The organism is Dapis brunnea BLCC-M229 (assembly GCF_050015995.1).
Taxonomy (GTDB): Bacteria; Cyanobacteriota; Cyanobacteriia; order Cyanobacteriales; family Microcoleaceae; genus Trichodesmium.
On sequence record NZ_JBNHEP010000082.1, the window covers coordinates 1 to 24,938 of the forward strand.

Here is a 24,938-nt window from a genome sequence, read left to right on the forward strand (position 1 = left end):
ATTCTTTTTTGGTTACCCTTATTGATTTAGACGATACGATCGCTCCCTATTTTATTAATCCATTTGATTGGTCTTGGCACTACTTAATCATTCCCTACCCCATCATATTGAGTGGATACTTATATAGCCTTACTAATATCATGTCCGGATAAGAGCGCGATCAAAAAACTTTCTCCCTTTTATACTTTCTTTTTCCCCTCTTCCCTCCCGACTCCTGACTTATTTATAATTATTCAACCAGACATGATATAAATCCTATTCCCGGAGCATTTCAGCAGAAAAAACCCACTCAGAGATTAGCTGAGACTTATGACTTATGACTTATGACTTATGACTTATGATTTGGTATTATTTAGTCAATGATGCAATAATATTTCGGCACTATGAGCGATAATGTTGTTCTGTTATGCCTGAAATTCCCCAATTTCCCGAAGCTCTTGCCGAGGCCCTAAATAATTTCCCAGAGCTCAATTTAGACCTACCCGACCCAGAAGATGAAAATATTCCCGACTCTGAGTTTGAAAATGTAGTAGATACAGCATGGAAAGTTTGCGATCGCTTTGACCTCCAGACCGAAATTTGGCGAGGCCGTATCCTGAGAATCATTAGAGACCGAGAAAAGAAAGGAGGCGATGGACGGGGTAGCGGATTCCTAAATTGGCTTAAGGAAAGAGAAATTAGTAAGAGCCAAGCTTATGCCTTAATAGAATTGGCCAATAGTGCTGATACTTTAATAGATAAAGGACATTTAGACCCAGACTCCATCAATAACTTTAGCAAAAGAGCTTTTGTAGAAACGGCCAAATCTCCCACAGAAGTCCAACAAATGGTCACAGATGCAGCCAAAAAAGGCGATCGCATCACCAGACGAGAAGTTAAGCAACTAGCAGACGAATGGACTGCCGTTAGTTCGGATTTGCTTCCAGACGAAATTAGAGCTAAGGCCACCTCCGGTTCCATGCCACCACGTTATTTAGCTCCCCTAGTCCGAGAAATGGAAAAATTACCAGAATCTCATTTAAGCGCAATTCAAGAGGAAATAGTCCAAAGTCCAGAGTTAGATACCGTCAAGCAACTAACCTCAGATGCTCGTAACCTATCCAAATATCTTGATGCTGCAGCCAAAGTTCAAGCATTGAATGAATCATCATTAGATATGGAAATGGTATTAGAAGAAGCCTTAAGATTGGAATGTCTCAATATAGTTTCTGATCTAGTAAAACAGTCTGCTCAATTAGAAACAACAATGGCTAAACTTTATAGTAGCTGGAAGCGAGTAGGTAATCTCTCAGAACGGTTATTTGTTGATACTGGCGCTAGTACACCTCATCTAAGACACTTATTAGGGTGTCTCGACAAACTTTCAAGTAATGTCATTGAAATGAGCTTAAATGACCTCAATAACCAAACAATTCGTTTACAAATCCTCTCGGATGGTGATTAATTATGGTTTGATGAAAAAGTCTTATGGGTTATATCAAATCCTGTTAAATACCAATTTTAAAAATTGCTGCTATGGCAAAACCTATATTTGGCAAGGATTTTCATCCACTAATTTGTAACATTCTTTGATTAAATTGGTATTACAGAGGATGTAGTCGGAATAATTGAGGGACAATTATTCCGCCGTTGTCTGCTCAAAATCCTCACCTGTGTGAGCTTAAGGGAGCAAAAACCTTGCACTTTTTTCCTAAACGCAAAGGCTTTTGCCTTTACATATAAATGCTTTTAGATTTAATCAGCAAGCCCTAATTAGCATTCAGCATTCAGCATTCAGCGGTCGGCTTTCAGCTTTTTTTCCTTTCCTGAGGAATGCTGGCTCTTGTATAGGAGCTTTTCATGTCGCGCAGCATTTCATATCGGCGACAGCAGTTTTGCTCCGCGACATATAAAGCAAAGCTTTGCCAAGCGCAAAAACCCAAACAGGTATTTGCTGATTGCTGACGGCTGAATGCTGATTGCTTTGTACCTAAATTAAATCAGGTGTATTCTCATCAAAATCATCATAACCATCATAAGCATCATCACTATCATCATCATCATCATCTATTAAGTCATCCTCTAGGTCATTAGGGAAATTAGAGTCAAAATTATCAGGTGGGAAATCTGAATCAAAATTACCAGGTGGGAAATCTGAATCATCTAAAACTGACCCAGGCTTATCTTTAACCGGAGAAAACTCAGACATACTATCATCAATAAATTGACTTTCATTTTGAGGTATGCTTTGAGAATCTGCCAAATTCTGATTCATAGATGGCAAATTTAGACTACTTTCTAATTCTAATGAACGCGCTGTCTGATCGTCTAAAACCACACTCTGCAAATCATCTTCCTCAAACATATCCATATCATCATCCCAATTCTGTTCCAAACGATTAATCTCTGCACTCAGGGCATCTTCATAAGCATTAAACCCAGTACCAGCAGGAATCAATCGCCCAATAATCACATTCTCCTTCAATCCCCTTAACCAATCAGACTTACCCTCAATCGCAGCCTCCGTCAACACCCGTGTAGTCTCTTGGAAACTAGCTGCTGAAATAAAGCTATCTGTATTCAGCGATGCTTTTGTAATCCCCAACAACATTGGTGTATATTGAGCAGTTGCCCCACCTGTAATAGACATCGCCTCATTAACCTGTTCCACCTGTCGCAACTCTATCAACTCCCCAGGCAACATAGTAGTATCACCACCATCATCAATCCTCACCTTAGCTGTCATCTGACGCACAATTACTTCAATATGCTTATCAGAAATATCTATACCTTGAGACTGATAAACTGCCTGCACCTGATTTACCAAGAACTTCTGACAAGCCTCAAAACTCCTCAGACAAGCCTCATAAACGCTTTCATGTTCGCGGTAATAGTTGAAGAAAGTCTCCAGAATTTCATGTGGATTTTGAGGTCCATCGGTCAGAGGTTCGCCCACCTCAACATTTTGTCCATCAGCAACAATCACATTTTGCCCATGACCTAGAGGATAATCTGTTATTGTTCCATCACTGGAGACCACGCTCACCTCTACAGTATCATCATTAACATTAACGTTAACCTGAGCTTGACCAGGATACTTGACTAAAATGCAAGACTCTTTTGGTTTGCGTGCCTCCAATAACTCCTCAATTCGAGGTAAACCCTGAATAATATCTCCAGTCTTAGTCCGCTCAAACACCAGCAGTACCAAACTATCCCCCCGTTGAACCAAATCTCCATCCATAGTCAGCAAGACGGCACCAGTAGAAACACGATAAGGTCTGCCTTTGCGTAAGATTACCTGATAACCTTCACTACCATTTTCCAAAAGTGTTTTCTCAATTTGAGACACCATACCAGAGTTTTGAATAACTGTTCCGGGAGCAATTTCAGTACCAGCAACTAACAAATCTCCTGCTGCTACAGACGGTAAAGTATTAACTGGTATTTTAATTAAATCGGCTTCTCGGACTATCAAAACACGACGAATAGCTTCCGAACCCTCTCGGATACCCCTTACCTCACCAGATTTCTTAGATAAAATCTCTGTGCGAGCCACCACAGCTCCAGCTTCGATCGTATCTCCATCTTTAACTAATAAGCGGGTACTCGTACTACCATGAGTTGTATCTGCTACCACATCCCGGCGAATGACTAAAGACTCCAGAATCACCAATTGCAAACGCATTACCCCCTCTTCTTCTGGGTCTGGTAATAACTCAATATCAGCAGCCAATTGAGGAGCCTCTTCACCAATCTCCAATACTAATTGGGTTCGCAGCAATTCTATAGCTTCTACAGATTTAACTCGTTCGCCATCCTTAAAGGGAATCCGTTGTACTGCTCGTAACTCAATGGAAGAATTAATTGATTTCTGAGAAGGTACACCAGGTTCATCAGGTACATGAAATTCAGTTACAGGTCGCAATAATAATCCAGGACCCTCTGGCGTTTCTATATATTCAATGTACTTTAACTCAGATGTTACTAACCCTGGAATTACTTCCTGTCCTGGTGTAGCAATTTGACCATCCATCAGAGTTAAATCCCCTAAATCTGTTTGATAGTCGCCACTATGTAGTTCTCCAGGCTTAATTACAACTTCTCTGAGAATATCATTTTTCTGATGTACCTCTGCAACTCCATTAGACTGACAGAAAATATCCTTAACTATCTCTGTACCAGCTTCCACATATTGACCGTCTTCTACCAAGAGCAGAGATATATCTTTATTAACTTCATGGCATTCTTCAGGAATCCATAGCAATGTACCACCTTTTGTTACTTCGTAGCCTTGTTTAGCTTTACCACGTTTGAGAACTTCTACTCCAGCATATTTAATAATCCCACCTGTAGAAGTTTGATAATTTTCGTCTAAAAGTTCAGCGATTACTTCGTGGTTGCCAACCTTACTACCAGGAGTCACTTTTAGGGCAAACCTTTGATTATCTTGAGTCTCAATTATATACTGCTCACGGTTAGCAATACTTTCCATCCGAACTTTTGCCTGGTCTAGTCGCACGCTTGCAGTAATGACTTCAATCTCACGAGGCAAATTATCATGTGCTGCGCTAGGTACTGGCAGTGTCGTAGTCATTAACTCTTCTGATTCATCTACTATTGATTCTTGAGTTTCTCCAGCCAAAACATTTATACCTGCTTGGTCTGAAACACTATACAAAGCCAAATCAGGTATTCGTACCACACCACCATGTTCAGTTACCAATTTAGTTTCAGCAATTACACTGTTAAGATTAATCTTAGTTCCATTTTTTACCATTGGTTCTGCACCTGGTGGCAGATTATATACTTCTCCTGCTAATATCCATATAAGACCACCTCTTTGAGCGATGCGAGTCGTCGATCCTTGTTTATCTACCTTTTCTTCTTGCACCACCTGAGCAAATTTAAGCTCTCCTGCAAGATCTGAGGCGACTTCTTTGGTTACTTTCTCAGTTGTTTTTCTGACCTGACCTGCTTTTTGTACTTCAGCTAAAACTGTTCCTGCTGATACCTGCTGGTCATTTTGGACCATTAAAATAGAACCTTGAGCGATGGGTACACTTTCTTTACGAGCATCATAACCTACTACGATCAGGTCAAAATTATTCTCTGCAATCATCGCCTCATCCCCATGACGAGTCCGGAATGACCTGGTACGCACATTAGATGGATACTTGACTACACCAGGAAACGGCGCTACAAATTGGCGAGCAACTTCCCCTGTAAATACACCTCCAGTATGGAATGTCCGCATAGTTAATTGCGTACCTGGTTCCCCGATAGACTGAGCAGCAATAATCCCAATAGCTTCTCCCATGTCAACCATATGACCGTGAGCAAGACTCCACCCATAACAACTTTGACAGACAGAACGCGGTGATTCACAAGTTAAAGGCGATCGCACAAACACCTTTTCCACACCTGCCTTACCTATTGCCTTAGCTAGGTCTTCTGTAAATACTTGATTTCTGACTGCCTGAATATCACCACTACTAACAATTTCTCCTGTTTGTGGATGTTTAACATCAGCAGCAATAACTCTACCTAACAGTCGATCTTTTACCGGAATCAAAACGCGATCGCCATCTTTCATACTTGTGACTGTAACCCCTCGCTTGGTGCCACAATCTGCTTCCCTAACTATTACGTCTTGAGAAACATCAACTAAACGACGAGTCAAATAACCAGAATCAGCAGTTCTCAATGCTGTATCAACCAAACCTTTCCGCGCACCATAGGAAGAGATAATATACTCTGTTACAGTTAAACCCTCCCGGAAATTCGTCTTAATTGGCAAGTCAATAATTTCCCCCTGTGGATCTGCCATCAAGCCCCGCATCCCTACCAACTGACGCACCTGGGAAATATTACCCCGCGCTCCAGAAAATGCCATCATATAAACTGAGTTCAGAGGGTCAGTTGCTCGAAAGTTACGAACTACTTCATCTTTAAGATTTTCACTCGTACTATTCCAAGTATCAATTACTTTTTGAAAGCGTTCTACTTCAGTAATTTTTCCTTTAGTATAACGTTCAGTTGTATTGCGAATTTCTTGCTCTGCTGCATCTAAAAGTTGTCGTTTAGAAGGAGGTATTTGTAAGTCATCTACACTAATAGAAACTCCTGCTTTTGTAGCATAACGGAATCCTAAATCTTTCAGCTTATTTGCCATCTGTGCAGTTCTTGCTGTACCGTAATTATCAAAAGACCAAGAAATTAGCTTTTTCAGTTGACCCTTATTGATGACTCTATTATGGAAAATCATAATTAATGGATAATGGATAATGGATAATGGATAACTTTTTAATGGATAATTAATAATTGATAATTTAGAAATATAGCAGTCCTAGTTTTATTAGTGTCATAAATATTGCAAAATAAGCGCAGATTACTATAGTTTTCATTATTAATTATTAATTATTAATTATTAATTATTTAGAGGGCGCTTTGAATTGTTTGATTGAGAATTATTCGACCAGGCGTTGTCACCACAAACTGTGTAGTCACTACTCCATTTATCTCCCGAACTTGACGAGATTTAATATAAACCTTCTTGGTCTCTCCCTCCTGACTATAATGGATTCGATACAGATGATAACGCTGCACAACCTCCCCATTTTCTAGAGTTTGCTCTAATTTCAACTCTCCCAAAGTATCAGGTAATATCTTACTATCTAACGGCATCCAATAACTCTTAACCACCACCTCATCAGATATCTGTTGTATGTCAGGAGGCATTTCTTCTGGTTTATCAGTTTCAATCTCTACATCAGGAGCTAGCCTTAAATATATATAAGTATGCAAGTCTAGCTGACCTTGTTCATAAGCTAAAACTACATCATCAAGATTAGCAAAATAAAGTTCTTTACTACCCTGGAGTTTATGGTTTTCTGCCGTTAGATAATAACAACCCAATACCATATCTTGAGAAGGCGTAATAATCGGACGACCAGTTGCAGGAGATAAAACATTATTCGATGCCAACATCAATAACCTCGCCTCTGCTTGCGACTCCAGAGATAGTGGCACATGAACCGCCATTTGGTCCCCATCAAAGTCAGCATTAAACGCCGGACAGACTAAAGGATGTAACTGAATTGCTCGACCTTCTACTAAAATAGGTTCAAAAGCTTGAATCCCTAATCTATGCAAAGTTGGAGCGCGGTTCAACATTACAGGATGACCATCTATCACTTCCTCTAACACATCCCACACATTCGGGTCTCCCCTTTGAATCAGTTTTTTGGCAGCTTTGATATTATTAACTAACCCCTGACGAATCAAGCGATGAATCACAAACGGTTGAAACAACTCAATTGCCATTTCTCGTGGTAAACCACATTGATTAATGGCTAAATTTGGTCCAACAACAATTACTGAACGCCCTGAATAATCAACCCGTTTACCTAACAAGTTTTGCCGGAAACGACCCTGTTTTCCTTCGATAATATCGCTCAAAGATTTCAGAGGTCTGTTATTTGCACCTACAACAGTTCGACCCCGACGACCATTATCAATCAAAGCATCAACTGCTTCTTGCAACATTCGTTTTTCGTTGCGGATAATAATCTCCGGTGCTAATATTTCCTGCAATCTTGCCAAACGATTATTTCTATTAATTACTCGTCGGTAAAGGTCGTTCAAATCGCTAGTTGCAAACCTGCCACCGTCCAACTGCACCATCGGACGCAGATCGGGAGGAATAACTGGAATTGCATCCAAAACCATCCATTCTGGTCTCGAACCTGTAGCAATAAAGTTGTCAATTACTCGCAAACGCTTGATTAACTTTGCTCGTTTTTGTCCTTTGGAATTAGCAATTTCTTCCCGTAGTTTTTCTGCTTCTGCTTCTAGTTCAAGGTTTGCTAATAAAGTTTGTAAAGCTTCAGCACCAATACCAACGTCAACCCCTACTATTTCTGAATCTTCACTATAAATTTGGTCTTCAATTTCTAGCCAAACATCTTCCGCTAAAAGTTGTTTATAACTTAAACTTTCGTGATTTCCTGGTTCTAATACCACATAAGCATTGAAGTAAACAATTTGCTCCACATCCCGCAATGGCATATCTAACAAAATTGCCATATAACTCGGAATACCCTTGAGATACCAAACATGGGTGACAGGTGCTGCTAATTTAATATGTCCCATGCGGTGACGGCGGACCCGTGACTCAGTTACTTCGACTCCACATCTTTCACAAACAATACCCCGATGTCGAACTCGCTTATACTTTCCACAATGACATTCCCAATCTTTCGCCGGACCAAAAATACGCTCGCAAAACAACCCATCCATTTCTGGTTTTAGAGTCCGGTAATTAATCGTTTCTGGTTTAGTTACTTCTCCTACGACGGTACCATTTGGCAGAGTTCTTTCTCCCCAAGCACGAATTCTGTCTGGAGAAGCTAACCCAATTTTGACATAATCAAATCTTTGTTCAAGTTTTGGCATTGATAATAATTGATAATTGATAATTGATAATTAATAATGGGTAATTAATAATGGATAATTGATAACTTTTTATTGGTCATTTGATTTGCTCGATTTGACAATAGTCGTCAGGAGTTTTAAGAGTTCTATACAATCTTGATTAATTGAGTTAAATCCTCTGACATCAATGTAATCTGCATGATGTAATAGTTCTAACTAATACACAGTTTCATTAGCCTCTTTCAGAGCAACAGACATTTTGTGTACAAAGTCGGCAGGACTTTCAGCGTGTTCGGCTTCGCGCACCAAAGCCCCAATTGCCGTACCACTATGAAGTAGCTGCTTTGATAGAACATACTCATGTTTCTCTTGACTAAGATACTTTGACAATTTAACAATTCGTAGTGCAAATGCAAATGATTTTTCTTTAACTACATTATTTCTCATAGTTAATTATCAATTATCCATTATCCATTATTCTTCGTTCCCTTCACTCGATAATGATTCATATACAGGACGAGATGGTGTTCGCTTTCCTGGTATATCTGCCATTAAATCAACCTCCACATCCTGAGTAGTACCATCATCCATAGTTTCTACTTTGTGAGCGGCAATATCCAAACATAGAGACTGTAACTCTCGCATCAATACCTTGAAAGATTCAGGAGTACCAGGTCGTGGAATTGCCTTTCCTTTAACAATTGCATTCAATGCTTCATTCCGACCCTGCATATCATCGGACTTCACAGTCAACAACTCTTGCAAAGTATAAGCAGCACCAAAAGCTTCTAATGCCCATACTTCCATTTCTCCAAAGCGCTGACCACCTTGTTGCGCCTTACCACCCAAAGGCTGCTGTGTCACCAAAGAATAAGGTCCTGTGGAACGAGCATGAATCTTATCATCAACTAAGTGAACCAGTTTCAACATATAAGCAACTCCCACAGTCACGGGACGGTCAAATCTTTCGCCTGTCCGCCCATCATAAACCCAAAGTTTCCCTGGATGGTTCTCATCAAACGCCCAATCTTTACCAGAATTATCCCTGGCTAATTGTAACATTCGATGCACTGTTTCCCTTGACTTTTCTGCACCGTGCATCTCATCAAACGGCACGCACTTAAACCGCACACTTAAGATTTCACCAGCCCATCCTAACAAGCACTCAAAAATCTGACCTACATTCATCCGCGAAGGTACACCCAATGGATTTAACACTACATCTAGAGGAGTACCATCGGGCAAATAAGGCATATCCTCAATGGGTAAAATTCTGGAAATAATACCCTTATTTCCATGTCGCCCCGCTACTTTATCTCCTACCTGAATCTTCCGCTTTTGAGCTACATAAACCCTGACCACCATATTTGCTCCTGGTGGCAACTCATCTCCTTTTTCTCTGGTAAATACTCGGACATCAACAATACGACCTTTTTCACCATTGGGAACTCGTAGAGAATTATCTCGTACATCCCGTGCTTTCTCACCAAAAATTGCCCGCAACAACTTTTCCTCTGGTGGTTGGTCAGATTCTCCCTTGGGCGTGACTTTACCTACAAGAATATCACCAGATTCTACCCAGGCACCAACCCGGATGATTCCCTGTTCATCTAAGTTTCGGAGACCATCTTCCCCTACATTAGGAATTTCTCTGGTAATTTCTTCTGGTCCTAATTTTGTTTGTCGGGCTTCAATTTCAAACTTTTCAATATGAATAGATGTATAAACATCGTCATATACTAAACGCTCACTAATCAGAATTGCATCCTCATAGTTATAACCTTCCCAAGGCATATAAGCTACCAAAACATTTTGCCCTAAAGCCAACTCAGCACCTTCAGTGGAGGAACCATCAGCTAATACTTGACCCGCTATTACTTGGTCTCCCTCATATACTAGAGGTCTTTGATTTAAGCAAGTATCTTGGTTAGACCGTTGATATTTACATAGTGGGTAATCTGTTTCATTACCCTCTGTATCTATCACAGATATCTTGGTTGAGTCTACATAGCTAACTTCTCCATCCGTCCGAGTAACAACTACCATACCAGAGTCGCGGGCGGCTTGAGCTTCTAGACCTGTTCCAACTAGGGGTCTGTCTGGATTTAACAATGGTACTGCTTGTCGTTGCATATTGGAACCCATCAACGCGCGGTTAGCATCATCGTGTTCCAAAAACGGAATTAATGATGTTGCCACTGAAACGACCTGCACTGGGGAAACTGCTACATAGTCTACTTGTTGAGGACTGGTGGTGGTAAAGTCTTGTCGGTAACGTACTGGTACAACGTCTCCCAAAATTTTCCCTTCCGCATCAGTCATAATATCCCCTGGTGCCACCCGCAAATCATCTTCTGCATCTGCTGTCATATATATTGGCGTGCGATCGCGCAATACCCGACCATTTTCTACTGGATAATAGGGCGTTTCTATGAATCCATAACCGTTAACTTTAGCATGGTTAGCTAGAGAGCCAATTAATCCAGCGTTCGGGCCTTCTGGTGTTTCAATGGGACAAATCCGGCCATAGTGAGAAGGATGGATATCTCGGACAGCAAATCCAGCTCTTTCTCTGGTTAATCCTCCAGGTCCCAAAGCTGATATTCTTCTTTTATGGGTTAGCTCTGCCAATGGGTTTGTTTGGTCCATAAATTGGGACAACTGAGATGAACCAAAGAATTCTTTGATGGCTGCTACTAATGGTTTTGGGTTAACCAGTGATGTTGGAGTTAATGTGTCTGCTTCGGATACGGTCATCCGCTCTCTGATAATTCGCTCTAAACGGTTTAAACCGACTCTGATTTGGTTTTGTAGAAGTTCTCCCACACTTCTAACTCGTCGGTTTCCTAGGTGGTCAATATCATCTGTCTGACCAATGTCATATTCTAAATTAATCAGATAGTCAATTGAAGCTAATATATCTTCTTTGGTTAATACTCGTACTGTGTTTGGTAAGTTTAACCTTAGTTTGTTATTGAGCTTATATCGTCCTACTCGCCCTAGGTCATATCTTTTTTGGTCAAAGAATCGACTCTGGAGTAGTTGTTCTCCACCAGCTATAGTAGGTGGCTCCCCTGGTCGTAATTTCCGATATAGTTCTAATAGGGCTTCTTCTTCTCCGTATTGTCCTTCTTTTTCTATTGTTTTTTGGAAATAATCAGGATGTCTCAAGGAGTCAAAAATTTCGCTATCTCCTAATCCCAAAGCCTTAAGTAATACTTGAGCAGAAAGTTTGCGAGTTTTATCTATCCTGACCCAAACAAGGTCATTTTTATCTGTCTCAAATTTTAGCCATGCACCTCGATTAGGAATTAGACTGGCATTATATGTACGTCGCCCACTTTTATCCGTCTCGGTTTTGTAATAAACTCCTGGAGAACGAACTATCTGATTAACAATTACCCTTTCAGCTCCATTGATGATAAATGTTCCCCTATCTGTCATTAGGGGTAGGTCTCCAATGAATACTTCTTGTTCTTTTATTTCCCCAGTTTCTTTGTTAATTAAGCGGGTGGGAACGTACATTTGCACTGCATAGCTGCTGTCTCGGCGTTTGGATTCTTCTACACTATATTTTGGTTGTTTTAGTTTATAGTTTTTAGCAATAAAGTGAAGTTCTAGCTTGCCTGTATAATCTGTAATTGGAGAATAGCTTTCTAGTTCTTCTATTAGTCCATATTCTAGGAACCATCGAAAGCTAGCCCTCTGAATTTCAATCAGATCGGGCATATTGAAAATTTGCAGGTTACTTTGGGTATCAATGTTTAATTTTTGATGAGTCATTCTTGAGTATCCTAGTGGGAGATAAGTTTTTTTTGAGAGTCAATTTTCTGGTAAAAAATCGTTAATTAAAGTTCCACAATTTAATTTACTATTGTGAAACTTTATACATTAGTAAGCTAGTTAATATTATATTTTTATAACTTTTATCAATAACTAAATGTTTTGCCATTAGTTGTTTTATCGTAAGTTCAAGTTCATAGTTTGACTGACATAAATCTAATTTTTGCCTGTTAAACTTATTCAAGTAGATGGTATCTTTTAGCCAGATTATAACTAAGGCTTCACTACTTCTTCTACAAGAATAATTGTTTCAAGGATGATGTTTTTTTTGCTATTTTCCCACACCTTACTCATATCTGTTTATAGTTTATGATGAGAGAATAATTTTTAACTATTATCATAATTTATTATTTAGTATAGTGGGTTAAACTTTTACTAGACGATCATTTCATTAGAAATTTCTCCTTTTTTTTTATACAATTATTTAAAACAGCTTTGTTTTTTTCACTAAAACGGTAAGTTCACTTTTTTTTTTAATGTTTGCAACTTGTTTATATAAATTACGTTAGTGGCTTGTTAAAAATCTGCGAACCAAAAATTTTATCTTGAGTTGAGCTGAATCTCTGTTAATAAGTTCTATATTTTATAAAAAAATTTTATCTTGAGTTGAGCTGAATCTCTGTTAATAAGTTCTATATTTTATAAATAGCTATACCGAGAACTATTTCCAATAAATTTCACTATTTTTTGTATATGGTTGTACTTTTTTTCTAGATATTAAAATCTCACTGTTATTTTTTGAATATCAATACTATCTCTATTATTAATCTTAATTATTATCAATCATATAGTTGAGTCTGAGGCAGAAACAGTTACAATAAGGCTTTTTTATAGCTTTAATTCTAATTATGAATATCCTTGGTAAATAATCTCCTTATAGATTCACAGCAACAAATTTAGTATATAGATTTACATTTGAGATATCAACATAGAGTTAAACACTTTAGGTAAAAGTGGGATTTAATAAGACACTGTTTACTAATAGAAAAAATGTCCATCTAATTTGATAACTCATTTTAGTCAAAAATCATACATATTAATATAGATTCCAGGAAAGTAAGTTAAGATATAAGTTTATGGAGAATATTATCTTAACTATATCTACTATATAGCACTTAATATTTAATAGCTGAAAATATAATTAAACACTTGAGGAAACAGCTCATATACCAATAGACAAAGACAGTAGATAATCAGATAATTTTTGCTAATACATAAAATAAAATAGCAATCTTTATTTAACAACTTACAAGGAAACACTATCGTTAAAATCAAATCATCAATTTACTCCTTTAATATATGTGGAATATCAGTTATTAAAAATGATTTGATTTAGTTACCAGAGAATTCTATTGTAACATAGATTTGATCTTTCTGTAATCTCTCTACTCTAGCTCCACATCTTTCTTGTACATATTTCCATCCAATTCACTGCAACGATGACCGTATGGTATTATATCTTAAAACCATTGACTTCCATGAATTAACTTTTTTAGGATATAGAAAAGCCAAAGAGTTGACAAGCATTTTTGCTGGTTTGTGCTGCTAGACTCTCAAATGTCACGCCTCTGAGTTCAGCAACTTTTTCGGCCACATATTTCACATAAGCAGGTTCGTTGCGTTTGCCCCGCTTTGGCACTGGTGCGAGAAATGGACAATCTGTTTCTACTAAAAGGCGATCATCAGGTACTATTTTAGCTGATTCTTGAATTTGTATAGCATTTTTAAATGTTACAATTCCACTAAAGCTAATATAAAATCCTAAGTCTAAGAACATTCTAGTTTCTTCTGGAGTACCTCCCCAGCAGTGCATAACCCCTGTGACCAATCCTTGATTTTCTTGGAAATCATACAAAATCTTTGCCATTGAAGTAGCTGCATCACGACAGTGGATAATTAATGGCTTGTTAAGTTTTTGGGCTATAGTTAGCTGCTGTTCAAAAACAAATTTTTGTTGCTCTTGATTGTCTGCTTTGTAAAAATCTAATCCTGTTTCACCTATAGCTACTACTCTAGGATCGGATTTGGCAAACTCTTGAATTTGATTAGCAGTGCTAGATGTCCACTTTTGAGCATCTAAGGGGTGTAAGCCAACTGCATAAAAAAGTTCTTGAAAGCGATCTGCTATAGCTTTTATAGCAAGGAACTCCTGTGGTTCCACACAAGAGTGAACTAGGTGAACTACACCTGCTTCTTGCCAACGTTGGCGGATTTCTTCCAAGTCAGAATTGAATACGTCAAAGTTAATGTGGACGTGAGTATCAATTAGCTGCATTTGGCTTTCCTAGTTAATTTGACTAATCCCCGGACTAAAGTCACGGAGATATATGAGCAGTTGAGCTGCAATGGGTTAAAACCTCCTTGTTCCACACCTAGATAGATGTCACTAGACAAATGTTTCAAGTTGTGAGTCGCGCAATTGCCCCTCCACAAACTTTGATATACTGGAGATTACCACGAAATATATTGGGCTTACTATATTGATGTACATTTTTTGCTGAGTATTTTTACCCAAGTATCTGCCTTTGACATCCTCCCAAATTTGTGCTTTAGTGACAAAGTGAAATTCCTAAACCTCATAACCCGCCGTTTCTCTTGCCTCTTACAGAGAAGCTATCCTGCGGAATTATTCGCAAACGCTTTTGATGTCGCGCAGCGAAACATAGCACATGAATCAAAGGTCGAACTTCTTTTCGTTATTAATGGTTTATCTACAGACTGAAACTGCCTGCCAAACATCCTTATTTATCTTAGCAGCCTTACTGTGATAAGTGCAACATTGATTGGTCTTTCTCCCGAAGCTGCCTTTCAGGAGAGAGTTGGTCTTTGACTAACTTTATGGTAATTTATTTTTGATAAAAATAGCACAGTAAAGCTAAATTTGTCAAGCATAAATACTTAACTCATTTTCATCCCCGCTCGTGCATAGAGATTACTTTGAACTACTTTTTGAGGATATAGTCACAAGTGTATGATTATTAGAGTTGTCGTTTTATCAAATAAAAAATTTGGAAAACTCCTGATATGTAAAGCTTGTAGGCATTTCCTAATCAAAATAATTGAAATAACTACTCTGTCTAGGTTTTAGAGATTTTTTCCATCTATTTAGCGACAAGTGTATTGAATTCCTCTAACTGAAAATTTTGTTTATCAAAGTTATTTTTGGCAATCACTCAATATGTCTTTCAGATAGTTTCATCGTTAAATTGGTTCAATTTTAACTGAGCTACAATTTTCTCTGTCTTTATTTTTTAAGCTTCTTACTTCATAAACTTCGACCGTAAAAAGAGTTGATAATGGCAATTAAGTCTTCAATGAACTGATATGCCTTCTCTTCCTTATTATTAACAATTTATACATTTTTCCCTAGTTCTTTTAAGCATATTTCTAGATAATTTATCTCAAACCTTTATAGAAGGTCTTTGATCGTAACGTTGCTCGAAGACCGACGCTCTTCTGAAAGGGAGCATCATAAACAACGAAGAGGAATCAATATTGCATTTTGACCATAAATTTTGCTAGCTTACATAAGGCTACCGATCTGGCAGTTTATAGAACCCATTTGAGAGATTCTTACCTAATCATCAACCCAATCATTTTCTTGATTTAATAATTAATTAGCATAAATAGTCCTCACTCAGCCATTACCGAAAGGAGAAAAAATTTCCTTTGAACCAATTCTCTTCTTAAAAAGAAGAGGTAATTATTAATTATAAATTATTAATTCAGGACTTACGCAGGGGTACTATATATAGAGTGTAAAAACTGTAGCGCTATAGTTTTTAACACTACATACATGGTCTCTGCGTAAGTCCTATAATTATTGAAATAGCCCGAAATTGCTTGATATACTAGCTACTTCTTGACATCCTCATAACGTTACGCTTGAGCGACAACGGGGAATTCCTAAACATCACGATTTAGGTTTGTGCTTCTAAGCACCTGCCTCCAAGGCCGAACCTTTTTCTGGTCTTACGATCGCTCCTAAAGACTTGCTAGCACGGTCTTTGGCGTCTCCCCCATGAGCGACTGGCGCTGAAACTGCCATCCAGGTAGCCAGATTCATACTAGCAAAATGCAAGTTCCAAACCGCAACATATGAGGTTTTCCAATACGATGCTCCCCTCCCACCCTTTGAAAGCTATGCTTTATCAACATCTTTGCTTAAGATAAAACTTGACAAAATATACAAGTTATGTGTTAGCCTTTGAGATGCTTTTTCTGGAGAAAAGTGTATTGAATTAGACATTTTTTTGAGAACTACAGACAAGATGCTCACTTCCCACACCCCCCACACAAACTACCTTCCCCACACGGACCACAAGGTTTTCAGGAGTTCCTTATCAGGGATAGCTTTCAAAGGGGGGTTAGGGGTGATGAATAGCGCGGGTCTTCAACCAACGTTAAGATAAGCTAATATAGCTTGACAAAGATACCAAATGGTTTATATGGGGAAACCGTAGGATTCCCCATCTACTGTAAGCCGACCGTAATACCCAAAATAGGGAAAGGCCTTAGAGGGAGGTGTTATTTTTCGCTGCGCGACATGAAAAGCGTAGCTACGACCCAGGAGGCAAGAGGCAGCAAAAACTAAGTATTGATGCTTAGGAACTTCGCTTTGTCCCACAACCGCGACCTAGGTTAAGGATGTCAATTTAGACAATCAATACATTGTAGTTATGCTAAACTATAACAGAAGCTAACTTCTGCCAAGGATCATTAAACTACTGGAATTGCCTTTAAGAAGCTACAGAACCATCTGTCACTACAGACTCTGGCTGACTTTTTTCGGCCATTAAATGTCTTTTGTAAAATCTAGCTAATCTAGCCTTTTTGCGAGAACCATTATTTTTATGTAAAACACCACGCTTCACAGCTTTATCAATTTTACTGTAAGCTTTTGACATCCGCTGTTCAACTTCTGTCTTTAATTCATCTGTGGGATTGGAGGCATAGTTTTCAACAGCAGTGAAGTATTTTTTCATCAAAGTCCTAAGTGCTGATTTATAGCTTTTGTTCCGCAGACGGTTACGTTCAGCAACTTGGATGCGTTTAATAGCAGACTTAATATTGGCCATAGTTTACTTTGTATCTATCATATATATAATTAATTAGGGTTTGACATCTTGCCGATGCCTTTCATCTCCCCCTAGTTTTGATCTCCGTTATCTGTTACAGCCGAAACGCTCTTAATATTGCGGGGAATTCCGCCCATTACCATTACATCGTAAGTTTAACGGTTTATGTTTCACTCCCACCAGCGCTGATAAATTTTCTCTGTTTGAGTCTTGAGGTCTCTCCAAAGTAAGTTACCAAACTTTAGGGTCTCTTAAGTCACAACTAATCTATTTTACAAAATATCTTACTATTTTAGCATTTATTTTGTCAGCATGCAAGGTCTTATGCCAATTGAAAAAAAGTTGGCTACAAATCAGTTTTATGTTTTAGGTTGTAGTGGACTGACACAACTAAAAATGTAGACCATTGTGGAATGAAGTGTTAGGGGAGCTTATCTGCAGGATAAACCCAAGAAAACCCCTGGGAATGTTGGGTTATAGCGCTACTTGAATCGGGAATAGGGAACACTTAACTGGGAACAGTTGACTATCAAAAGGTTTCAGGATTTAGAAATGTCCTAACCTCTTTGCGTAGTGCTATACCCAGGCGGAAACCAAGCTATGTTCAAAGACCCAACCTACTGGACTGACATATCTAAAATTGTGGGTGACTATACATTGTTCAATACCTTTCACCGACTAGATTATAGCTGTCTAACACACCCTAAAAGCTTGGCAATATTTTAGCTGTGGGACACCAGTAGGTAGGGGGACAAATGTTATGGGTTGCTGTCTTAGCTGATACCAAATCTGCCACTCAAAAGGTACAAGGTACTTTTTTGAATCCTCTTTAACCCTATACCCATATCCCCTACACCCCATCTCCTTATTTCCACAAAAGGATACTCTATAAACCGCATTTCCTATGAATCGTGTTTTTGAGAGTCCCATTACCTAGTCTCGGATGGCGGAAATAACTGACAAGTCACAAAATTCTCAAAGCCTCCTTAGTCATCAATACTTTTAACTTTTGACTTCCCCATAGCGGCACTAGGTATTTATTTGTAACATTATTTAATGAATTTGGTATTATTTAGCATTTCCATCGGAATTGAAATACCCCATTAAACCCACTTTTTCCCTAAACCTAGCTCTATGGGGGGTCTTCTGCTGACATTTAAGATACTTTCAACATTCATGTCACAAAGTATTAAAGATGCCAGTGTTGTGACTTCACGCTATAACAAAGAGTAATGGGTAATTTGGAAACTGGGAGAATTGTTTGACTTTTGCCCCTAGATTCAAATCAGGGTCATTACAAGACAATTGGCGATGAGTAGGCATTTTATTTCTCACTTATCAGTGTTTAACATTACATATATAGTCTTAATGTTGATCCAACTCTTTTGTTTCTGAAACTACCCTCGCGCATCGCGAACTTTATTTAGTTTTAGTTGGCATTCCTAATCTCTATGCTGCGAATAATTACTCAGTGGGTTGAGGCACAAGCTGAATTAAAACGCATCACAGAGCGTACCCACGATGATATGGCTATTCATAAAGAAACAACGGTGCGAGAAATCTTGCGCTCCGTTAGAGAAAAAGGTGATGAAGCTCTGTTACACTATACTTCTGAGTTTGACCATATCACTTTGACTCCAGAAGAGTTAAAGGTAGGTGGTTCAGAATTAGATGCGGCTTATCAGCAAGTAAATAAGGACTTATTAAGTTCAATTCGTTTGGCTGCTAAACAGATAGAAGCTTTTCACCGACAACGAGTTCCTAAGTCCTGGGTTCAGTTTGGTGATGATGAAGTGGTCTTGGGCAAACGCTATACTCCTGTTGATAGAGCTGGACTTTATGTTCCTGGTGGTCAAGCTGCTTATCCAAGTACAGTTCTAATGAATGCTATTCCTGCTAAAGTGGCTAAAGTCCCCAAAATTGTTATGGTGACACCACCTGCTCAAGGAAAAAAAATTAATCCTGCTGTACTTGTGGCTGCTCAAGAAGCAGGTATTCAAGAAATTTATCGAATCGGAGGTGCCCAAGCAATAGGTTCTCTGGCTTATGGTACAGAGACTATCCCAAAAGTGGATGTGATTACTGGACCTGGTAATATTTATGTGACTTTGGCCAAGAAAATTGTTTATGGTACGGTAGGTATTGATTCTTTAGCTGGGCCATCAGAGGTATTGATTATTGCAGATTCTGAGGCTGACCCGGTTCATGTGGCAGCAGATATGTTGGCTCAAGCAGAACATGACTCTTTGGCTGCTGCTATTTTATTGACTACAGATTCAGCACTAGCACGTCAGGTGGTGGTAGAGGTGGAACGACAACTCCACGATCATCCACGTCGCACTTTGACAGAAAAGGCGATCGCCCATTATGGTTTGGTGGTGGTGGTTGAATCTCTGAAAGCTGCTGCTGAACTTTCTAATCAATTTGCTCCAGAACACTTGGAATTAGAAGTTTCAGATCCTTGGGATATATTGGAAAATATTCGCCATGCTGGTGCTATTTTCCTTGGTTATTCAACTCCAGAAGCTGTGGGAGATTATTTAGCAGGGCCAAATCACACTTTGCCGACTTCTGGCGCTGCTCGTTATGCTTCGGCATTAGGGGTAGAAACTTTTATGAAGCATTCTAGTTTGGTTCAATATTCTTCTACTGCTTTGGAAAAGGTTGCTTCTGCTATTGATGTATTGGCTACTGCTGAGGGTTTGCCTTCTCATGCTAACTCAGTCAGACTGAGGACGAAAGTTCAGGAGCAGGAACAACAAGAGTGGGTAAAAAAAGAAACAACTAGTCAGGAAAATGATGGTCAAAATTTATAAATGATGCCAGGTGACTCCCGTTAGAATCTTTAGATCGCGGGAGAATATGTCAGTCAAATATAGTATTTTCAAGTTTGAAGCTGGTGATACCATAAGGTGACTTGGATGTTAATACCAGTATCAAGGTTGGTAAAGTTGGCTTTTAGCTCCTGCAGTAGAAAGTCTGTCTGACCAGAGTGGTGCTGACAGTTTGGAGTGATGCAGGAAATAAACATTAAAATTTTGCTTTATTAAATTTTTTCTAAGTTTTATAGAGCAGATCAATTGCTACTGGATTCACTCAAAGTTTAGCGGGTTTCTCAAGAGAAACCTCAATTTTCTATTTCTTATCTCTGATACCAATTTAATAAAATAATGTGACAAAATTGTGTTTAGAGGGCACACAGAACATGGAATAGTGATTGGTAGCAAATATTTGTCCAAATGGTATAATACTCTTTTATATGGCCTTTAAAACAATTATTGTCGCTCTTAACAATTCACAGTCAGACTTGGAGGTAGTTATTCAAGCATTGACAGAATTTCACTTAACATCAGAAACAAGAGTGATTTTATCTCATGTGGTTGCTATGGAAAAATCTGATTTGGAAGCAGATAAACCTCAGTCCGATAGAGAAAAAATTTTTATTGGGGAATTTGAAAAGCAGCTAAAATTATACCAAGAAAAGCTTCCTTGTAAAACTGAAGTAGAGGTTGTTATTGGCGATCCGACTGAAGAAATTGTGCGCTTATCTAATATTTATAGTGCAGATTTAATTGTGATTGGTAGTCGGGGATTAAAAGGTATAAATCGGATTTTACAGGGGTCTGTCAGTAGTCAGGTTATTGCTGAGGCAAACTGCTCAGTGTTTGTGGTCAAACAGAGATAAGTTACTAATTTTTTCTAAGTATGGCTTCCTGAATAATTCTGAAAGCTTAATTCACTAAAGTTTTGAAAATAATTCTTGATTAATCTCTTGGTAAGTTAGAAGCTTAATCTTTTAAAACTAATCCAGAAATTGAATTCTTCTGCTGAAAGATTTTACTCCTATTAAACTTCAAAAATATTTTTGCCTATTGCCTATTGTCTCTTGCTTCTCGGAACCAAAAAATTATTCAGCAAAATTATTCAGCAGCTCCTAAGTAGAAAAATATTGTTAGCTGTTAATTGTTTGAAAGGATTTATATTTGATACTAAATCTAGTTTACATGAATTAGTTCTGAAGAGAGACCACCGGAAGTAATATCATATCCGGTGAAAAACTTACACTTTAGTGAATAGAAGCCAGAATCAAGAATGTAAAAGGCAGCAAGGTAAAGGTTTGCAGCAAGGTTGCCAGAAAAAAGATTTTTGAACACTAATTATCCAGAGTTAATATCAGGCATATACTAAATTTTTTTGTAGTAGAAAAAACAAAGCTCTATTCTGGTAATTTATTGGTCAGTTATATATAGCGTTGTCAAATTATCTGTAAAATTAGATTTCTATATTTTCAATCACACAAATCTCTGATTTATCTTCATTTTTTCCTATTGTTTGTTACCGAATAATTAAGATCTAAAGCTTCTCCTTTTAAGGAGAAAAAAGTGGTCGTTTGCGGAGCATGACCTAGGATGGGATGGCGTTTCGCTTCGCGACATGAAAAGCAGAGCGGATCTGCATTCTTCGGGAAACCTTGCCATATCCAATCGACCAAGAGAAGAAAAAAAATAATTTTGGTTAATCCTCTTTTTTAAGGAGAGGTAATTATTAATTATTGAACTTTTCCCTAAAGTATTTAATTCTCTATTCACATTTCAAATGTCAAGTCTGTATGAAGTGGAAAATTGAATAATTATCAATTATTGAAAATCGGCAATCAACTAGACTAATCCTATTTTTTCTATGTCAAATAAATCATAATTTCACATACAAACAAGTTTTAAGATCCAAATCTCAAAGACAGAGAAAGTAAAAAAAATACAAAATTTTATCTAACTGAGATAATTTGGGCTAAATAGGATTTGACAAATACCAGCATAAGTATGACAATAAATTCTAAAATTTCCTAAAATTTACATTATTGAAGTTATATAAAATCAGACTAAACAAGACAGATGAAAACTTTCTTCAACAAGTCTATAGCTGCACTTACAACTTTAGGGTTATTGACTTTATCTTTTATTGTTCCAGCAAAGGCCAATTTCTTTGATCAAAAAGAAGTCGAACAGTCTAGATACATTGCAATTGCAGTCCCACGTGCTTTTGGACCACAATTGCTAATCTTAGAGCAAAAAACGAATGCCAGAGAATGCTGGAGTGAAAGTGGCGATCGCCCTACCTTGGTTGATCCACTATTACTAAATTTCGATTTTACAGGTATTTGTGGGCGTGCTACTGACAGTAATGGTTATTCTATCCGAATGGCAGGTACTGACCTAGCTCTTGACTATGCTCTCTCTTTACAAATGAGTGGGGGAGATATACGACTGATGGGTATTTCTCGTGTTGATTCTAATGCACCACGACTACTCATTGGTAGAACTTATGGTTTGGCAAATGGATTTACTAAAATTATTCTTGAACCTGGGTGGCGGTTTGCCAAAAGAACTTATGAGGGTAAAGAGTTAGGGCATATATATGTTACTACTGACTGGATGCCAACAGAGTTAGAAAGCTATAATCCCCAATAGATGTATCAATATTAATTGAGATTTAAAAAAGCGGTCATTTTTAATGACCGCTTTTTAACTGTCCTCAACACCACTTAAAAATATTCAAAAAGTAAATGACACAAAAATAGTGTCTTAATTTCACTAGAGATTTTTAACAGAGTTATTTTTCAGAAAGAGCATCGACGACTGGCCGTGTTTCGTCTCGATGCTCTCGCTGATTCGCTCCTCACACGGTAGATAGTCTAACTTACTAAACTCATTTTGTCACTACTTTCAGGATTTTTTTTTTGATAAATCTTGAAAGTATTGCCTATTAAGAGTTTCACTGTTGAGCTAACCAATCTAAAATCAAAGAGTTAACTATTGTAGGCCTTTCATCGTGGGCACAATGACCTGTGTTTGGTATAGGTTTAAATTGAATAGATCCACCTTTGTCTGCTAAGTCTTGATAAATTTTTGCACCAGATATTGGTGTCCAAGGATCGTTTTCTCCCCAGATTACTAACAATGGTGATTTAATTTTGGGTAATAATTCTGAGGGATGAGGGCCAGCAGGTGCGGTGAGAATTGAAGCAAAAACTTTTTGCGCTCCAGAATCGCAGGAGGGACGATGGATTATTTCTACTAATTCTTCTGTGACGGCTTCTTTATTGATATAGACTTGTTTGAGAGTGTTACGGATACGATGTTTTTGACGGACTTGGTTAAAAATAAATGGTCCGAAAGCTGGGGAGCTGACTAATTTAGTAAAGATTCCCATGACGAATCTCAGTGGCGGATTTAATTCTTGAGGTCTGTGGTTTAAGCCTCCTGCACAGTTGATTAGAATTCCTCCTCTAGAAATTTCTGGGTGGTCTGCTAGTATCATTAGGCCAAGTAATCCGCCTATGGAGTTCCCAACAAATATGGTAGGTTTTTGGATATATTCACTCCAAAAGTCGTATAATAATTCTTGCCAAAGTTTAAGATTGTAATTTATGGGTGGCTTCGAAGATGATCCAAATCCTAGCAAGTCTAGGGCAAATACTTGATAGCCCCCCGCAGCGAGGGTAGGGATATTATTACGCCAGTGACCTATACAACCTCCAAAACCATGGATTAAGACTAAGGGTTGTCCAGCTCCCATGACGGTATATTGGATCTTGTGGCTTTTCCAAGTCCAGGTATACTGGTCTAGCTGATTTTTTAAAGTTGGGTTTGCTGTAATTCCGTTCATTTTATAAATTTTTGTAAAGCTCCATAATTATCATAATAGAAATATTGGCAAAATTCGGTCTATCTATAGCTTTAAGCATTCAGCATTCAACATTCAGCACTCAGCTCAAGTCAAAACTATTGCTTGTCAAGAATTTCAATTGTATCAATGTCCTAATACTTTTTTGTAGTGCTATAGAATGGAAGAGTTTAGGACTATTGCAGAAGCGATCATCTCTATATCTTACTTATAAAAAATGGTAATTAACTTTTAAGTTGACTGAGAAATTTTTGATGTTCTGAACTACTTAATTTCCGTGCAAGTAGATTTAATACTTCAGCTAAATTTTCTCTTTATTAAGGATTTAACTGCTCACCATAATCTACGGAAAGCTGGATTTTTATCAATCCATTTTCATCCACAGAAACAGAAATATAATCACCATAAATAAAAATGCTCATTATATGAAATACTAAAATTTTTGCTACAAAGACTTAGGCTATTTCCATGATTCAGGATGACTGAAGCAGGAATCAAAATGAATAATCTAAATATCATTTCTTAGATTAAAACTTTTTTTGAGTCAAATATAAATATCTAAGTCAAGTATTTTAACAACCAAAACTATTCGTAGTATTCTTTTTTATATTTCATATTAACTGTTAAGTTGACTGATAAAATTTTGATGTTTTGAACTAGCTAATATCTGTGGAAGTAGATTTAAGATTTTAGCTAAATTTTCTTCTCTTAAGGATTTAACTGCTTAGGATAATCTAGGAAAAATTTGACTTTTGATAACTTCATTTTCATCAACAGAAACAGAAATATACTCGCCATAACTAAAAATGGTAATTAACTGTTAAGTTGACTGATAAAATTTTGATGTTTTGAACTAGCTAATCTCTGTGGAAGTAGATTTAAGATTTTAGCTAAATTTTCTTCTCTTAAGGATTTAAC

General features: G+C 37.8%; 12 protein-coding genes. 4 read left to right on the forward strand and 8 right to left on the reverse strand.

Annotation, left to right across the window (positions count from 1 at the left end; translation table 11 throughout):
* Positions 1–406 precede the first annotated feature (406 nt).
* Complete coding sequence (locus tag ACP6PM_RS09245) at positions 407–1,444, forward strand: hypothetical protein (protein ID WP_426583906.1); 1,038 nt, start codon at positions 407–409, stop codon at positions 1,442–1,444.
* Positions 1,445–1,969: 525 nt separating this feature from the next.
* Here ACP6PM_RS09245 and ACP6PM_RS09250 read toward each other — a convergent pair.
* From ACP6PM_RS09250 to rpsT, 7 genes are all read right to left on the reverse strand, one after another.
* A complete protein-coding gene (locus ACP6PM_RS09250) occupies positions 1,970–6,247 on the reverse strand; it encodes a DNA-directed RNA polymerase subunit beta' (protein ID WP_426583908.1) in 4,278 nt (1,425 codons plus the stop codon).
* A gap of 170 nt (positions 6,248–6,417) precedes the next feature.
* A complete protein-coding gene (locus ACP6PM_RS09255; protein ID WP_426583909.1) occupies positions 6,418–8,436 on the reverse strand; it encodes a DNA-directed RNA polymerase subunit gamma in 2,019 nt (672 codons plus the stop codon).
* 195 nt (positions 8,437–8,631) lie between these two features.
* Positions 8,632–8,862, reverse strand: coding sequence for a four helix bundle protein (locus tag ACP6PM_RS09260; protein WP_426583911.1), 231 nt, complete (start codon positions 8,860–8,862; stop codon positions 8,632–8,634).
* Positions 8,863–8,889: 27 nt separating this feature from the next.
* On the reverse strand, positions 8,890–12,198 hold the full coding sequence (gene rpoB / locus ACP6PM_RS09265; protein WP_426583913.1) for a DNA-directed RNA polymerase subunit beta: 3,309 nt from the start codon (positions 12,196–12,198) through the stop codon (positions 8,890–8,892).
* A 1,552-nt stretch (positions 12,199–13,750) separates the two neighbouring features.
* Positions 13,751–14,533, reverse strand: a complete 783-nt coding sequence (locus tag ACP6PM_RS09270; protein WP_426583915.1) for a TatD family hydrolase — start codon at positions 14,531–14,533, stop codon at positions 13,751–13,753.
* Positions 14,534–16,192: 1,659 nt separating this feature from the next.
* Positions 16,193–16,324: a hypothetical protein gene (locus tag ACP6PM_RS09275; protein WP_426583917.1), complete on the reverse strand. Its 132-nt coding sequence runs from the start codon at positions 16,322–16,324 to the stop codon at positions 16,193–16,195.
* Positions 16,325–16,997: 673 nt separating this feature from the next.
* Positions 16,998–17,336: a 30S ribosomal protein S20 gene (gene rpsT, locus ACP6PM_RS09280; RefSeq protein WP_293096555.1), complete on the reverse strand. Its 339-nt coding sequence runs from the start codon at positions 17,334–17,336 to the stop codon at positions 16,998–17,000.
* Between the two features lie 1,451 nt (positions 17,337–18,787).
* On the opposite strand from rpsT, the gene hisD reads away from it, so the two are divergent.
* The 3 genes from hisD to ACP6PM_RS09295 all read left to right on the forward strand — a co-directional run bounded on the left by hisD (position 18,788) and on the right by ACP6PM_RS09295 (position 22,804).
* On the forward strand, positions 18,788–20,152 hold the full coding sequence (gene hisD / locus ACP6PM_RS09285; protein WP_426583919.1) for a histidinol dehydrogenase: 1,365 nt from the start codon (positions 18,788–18,790) through the stop codon (positions 20,150–20,152).
* A gap of 443 nt (positions 20,153–20,595) precedes the next feature.
* Positions 20,596–21,021, forward strand: a complete 426-nt coding sequence (locus ACP6PM_RS09290) for a universal stress protein (RefSeq protein WP_426583921.1) — start codon at positions 20,596–20,598, stop codon at positions 21,019–21,021.
* Positions 21,022–22,228: 1,207 nt separating this feature from the next.
* The gene (locus ACP6PM_RS09295; protein WP_426583923.1) at positions 22,229–22,804 is read left to right on the forward strand and encodes a DUF3747 domain-containing protein; all 576 of its coding nucleotides are present in this window, start codon (positions 22,229–22,231) and stop codon (positions 22,802–22,804) included.
* Positions 22,805–23,108: 304 nt separating this feature from the next.
* Here ACP6PM_RS09295 and ACP6PM_RS09300 read toward each other — a convergent pair whose 3' ends face one another.
* A complete protein-coding gene (locus ACP6PM_RS09300; RefSeq protein WP_426583925.1) occupies positions 23,109–24,002 on the reverse strand; it encodes an alpha/beta fold hydrolase in 894 nt (297 codons plus the stop codon).
* Positions 24,003–24,938: the final 936 nt, after the last annotated feature.

What these genes read in the sequence shown, in the direction of transcription:
- ACP6PM_RS09245 (WP_426583906.1), top strand. Translation starts at nt 407, where the DNA reads ATGCCTGAAATTCCCCAATTTCCCGAAGCTCTTGCCGAGGCCCTAAAT.
- ACP6PM_RS09250 (WP_426583908.1), bottom strand. Translation starts at nt 6,247, where the DNA reads ATGATTTTCCATAATAGAGTCATCAATAAGGGTCAACTGAAAAAGCTA.
- ACP6PM_RS09255 (WP_426583909.1), bottom strand. Translation starts at nt 8,436, where the DNA reads ATGCCAAAACTTGAACAAAGATTTGATTATGTCAAAATTGGGTTAGCT.
- ACP6PM_RS09260 (WP_426583911.1), bottom strand. Translation starts at nt 8,862, where the DNA reads ATGAGAAATAATGTAGTTAAAGAAAAATCATTTGCATTTGCACTACGA.
- rpoB (WP_426583913.1), bottom strand. Translation starts at nt 12,198, where the DNA reads ATGACTCATCAAAAATTAAACATTGATACCCAAAGTAACCTGCAAATT.
- ACP6PM_RS09270 (WP_426583915.1), bottom strand. Translation starts at nt 14,533, where the DNA reads ATGCAGCTAATTGATACTCACGTCCACATTAACTTTGACGTATTCAAT.
- ACP6PM_RS09275 (WP_426583917.1), bottom strand. Translation starts at nt 16,324, where the DNA reads ATGAATCTGGCTACCTGGATGGCAGTTTCAGCGCCAGTCGCTCATGGG.
- rpsT (WP_293096555.1), bottom strand. Translation starts at nt 17,336, where the DNA reads ATGGCCAATATTAAGTCTGCTATTAAACGCATCCAAGTTGCTGAACGT.
- hisD (WP_426583919.1), top strand. Translation starts at nt 18,788, where the DNA reads ATGCTGCGAATAATTACTCAGTGGGTTGAGGCACAAGCTGAATTAAAA.
- ACP6PM_RS09290 (WP_426583921.1), top strand. Translation starts at nt 20,596, where the DNA reads ATGGCCTTTAAAACAATTATTGTCGCTCTTAACAATTCACAGTCAGAC.
- ACP6PM_RS09295 (WP_426583923.1), top strand. Translation starts at nt 22,229, where the DNA reads ATGAAAACTTTCTTCAACAAGTCTATAGCTGCACTTACAACTTTAGGG.
- ACP6PM_RS09300 (WP_426583925.1), bottom strand. Translation starts at nt 24,002, where the DNA reads ATGAACGGAATTACAGCAAACCCAACTTTAAAAAATCAGCTAGACCAG.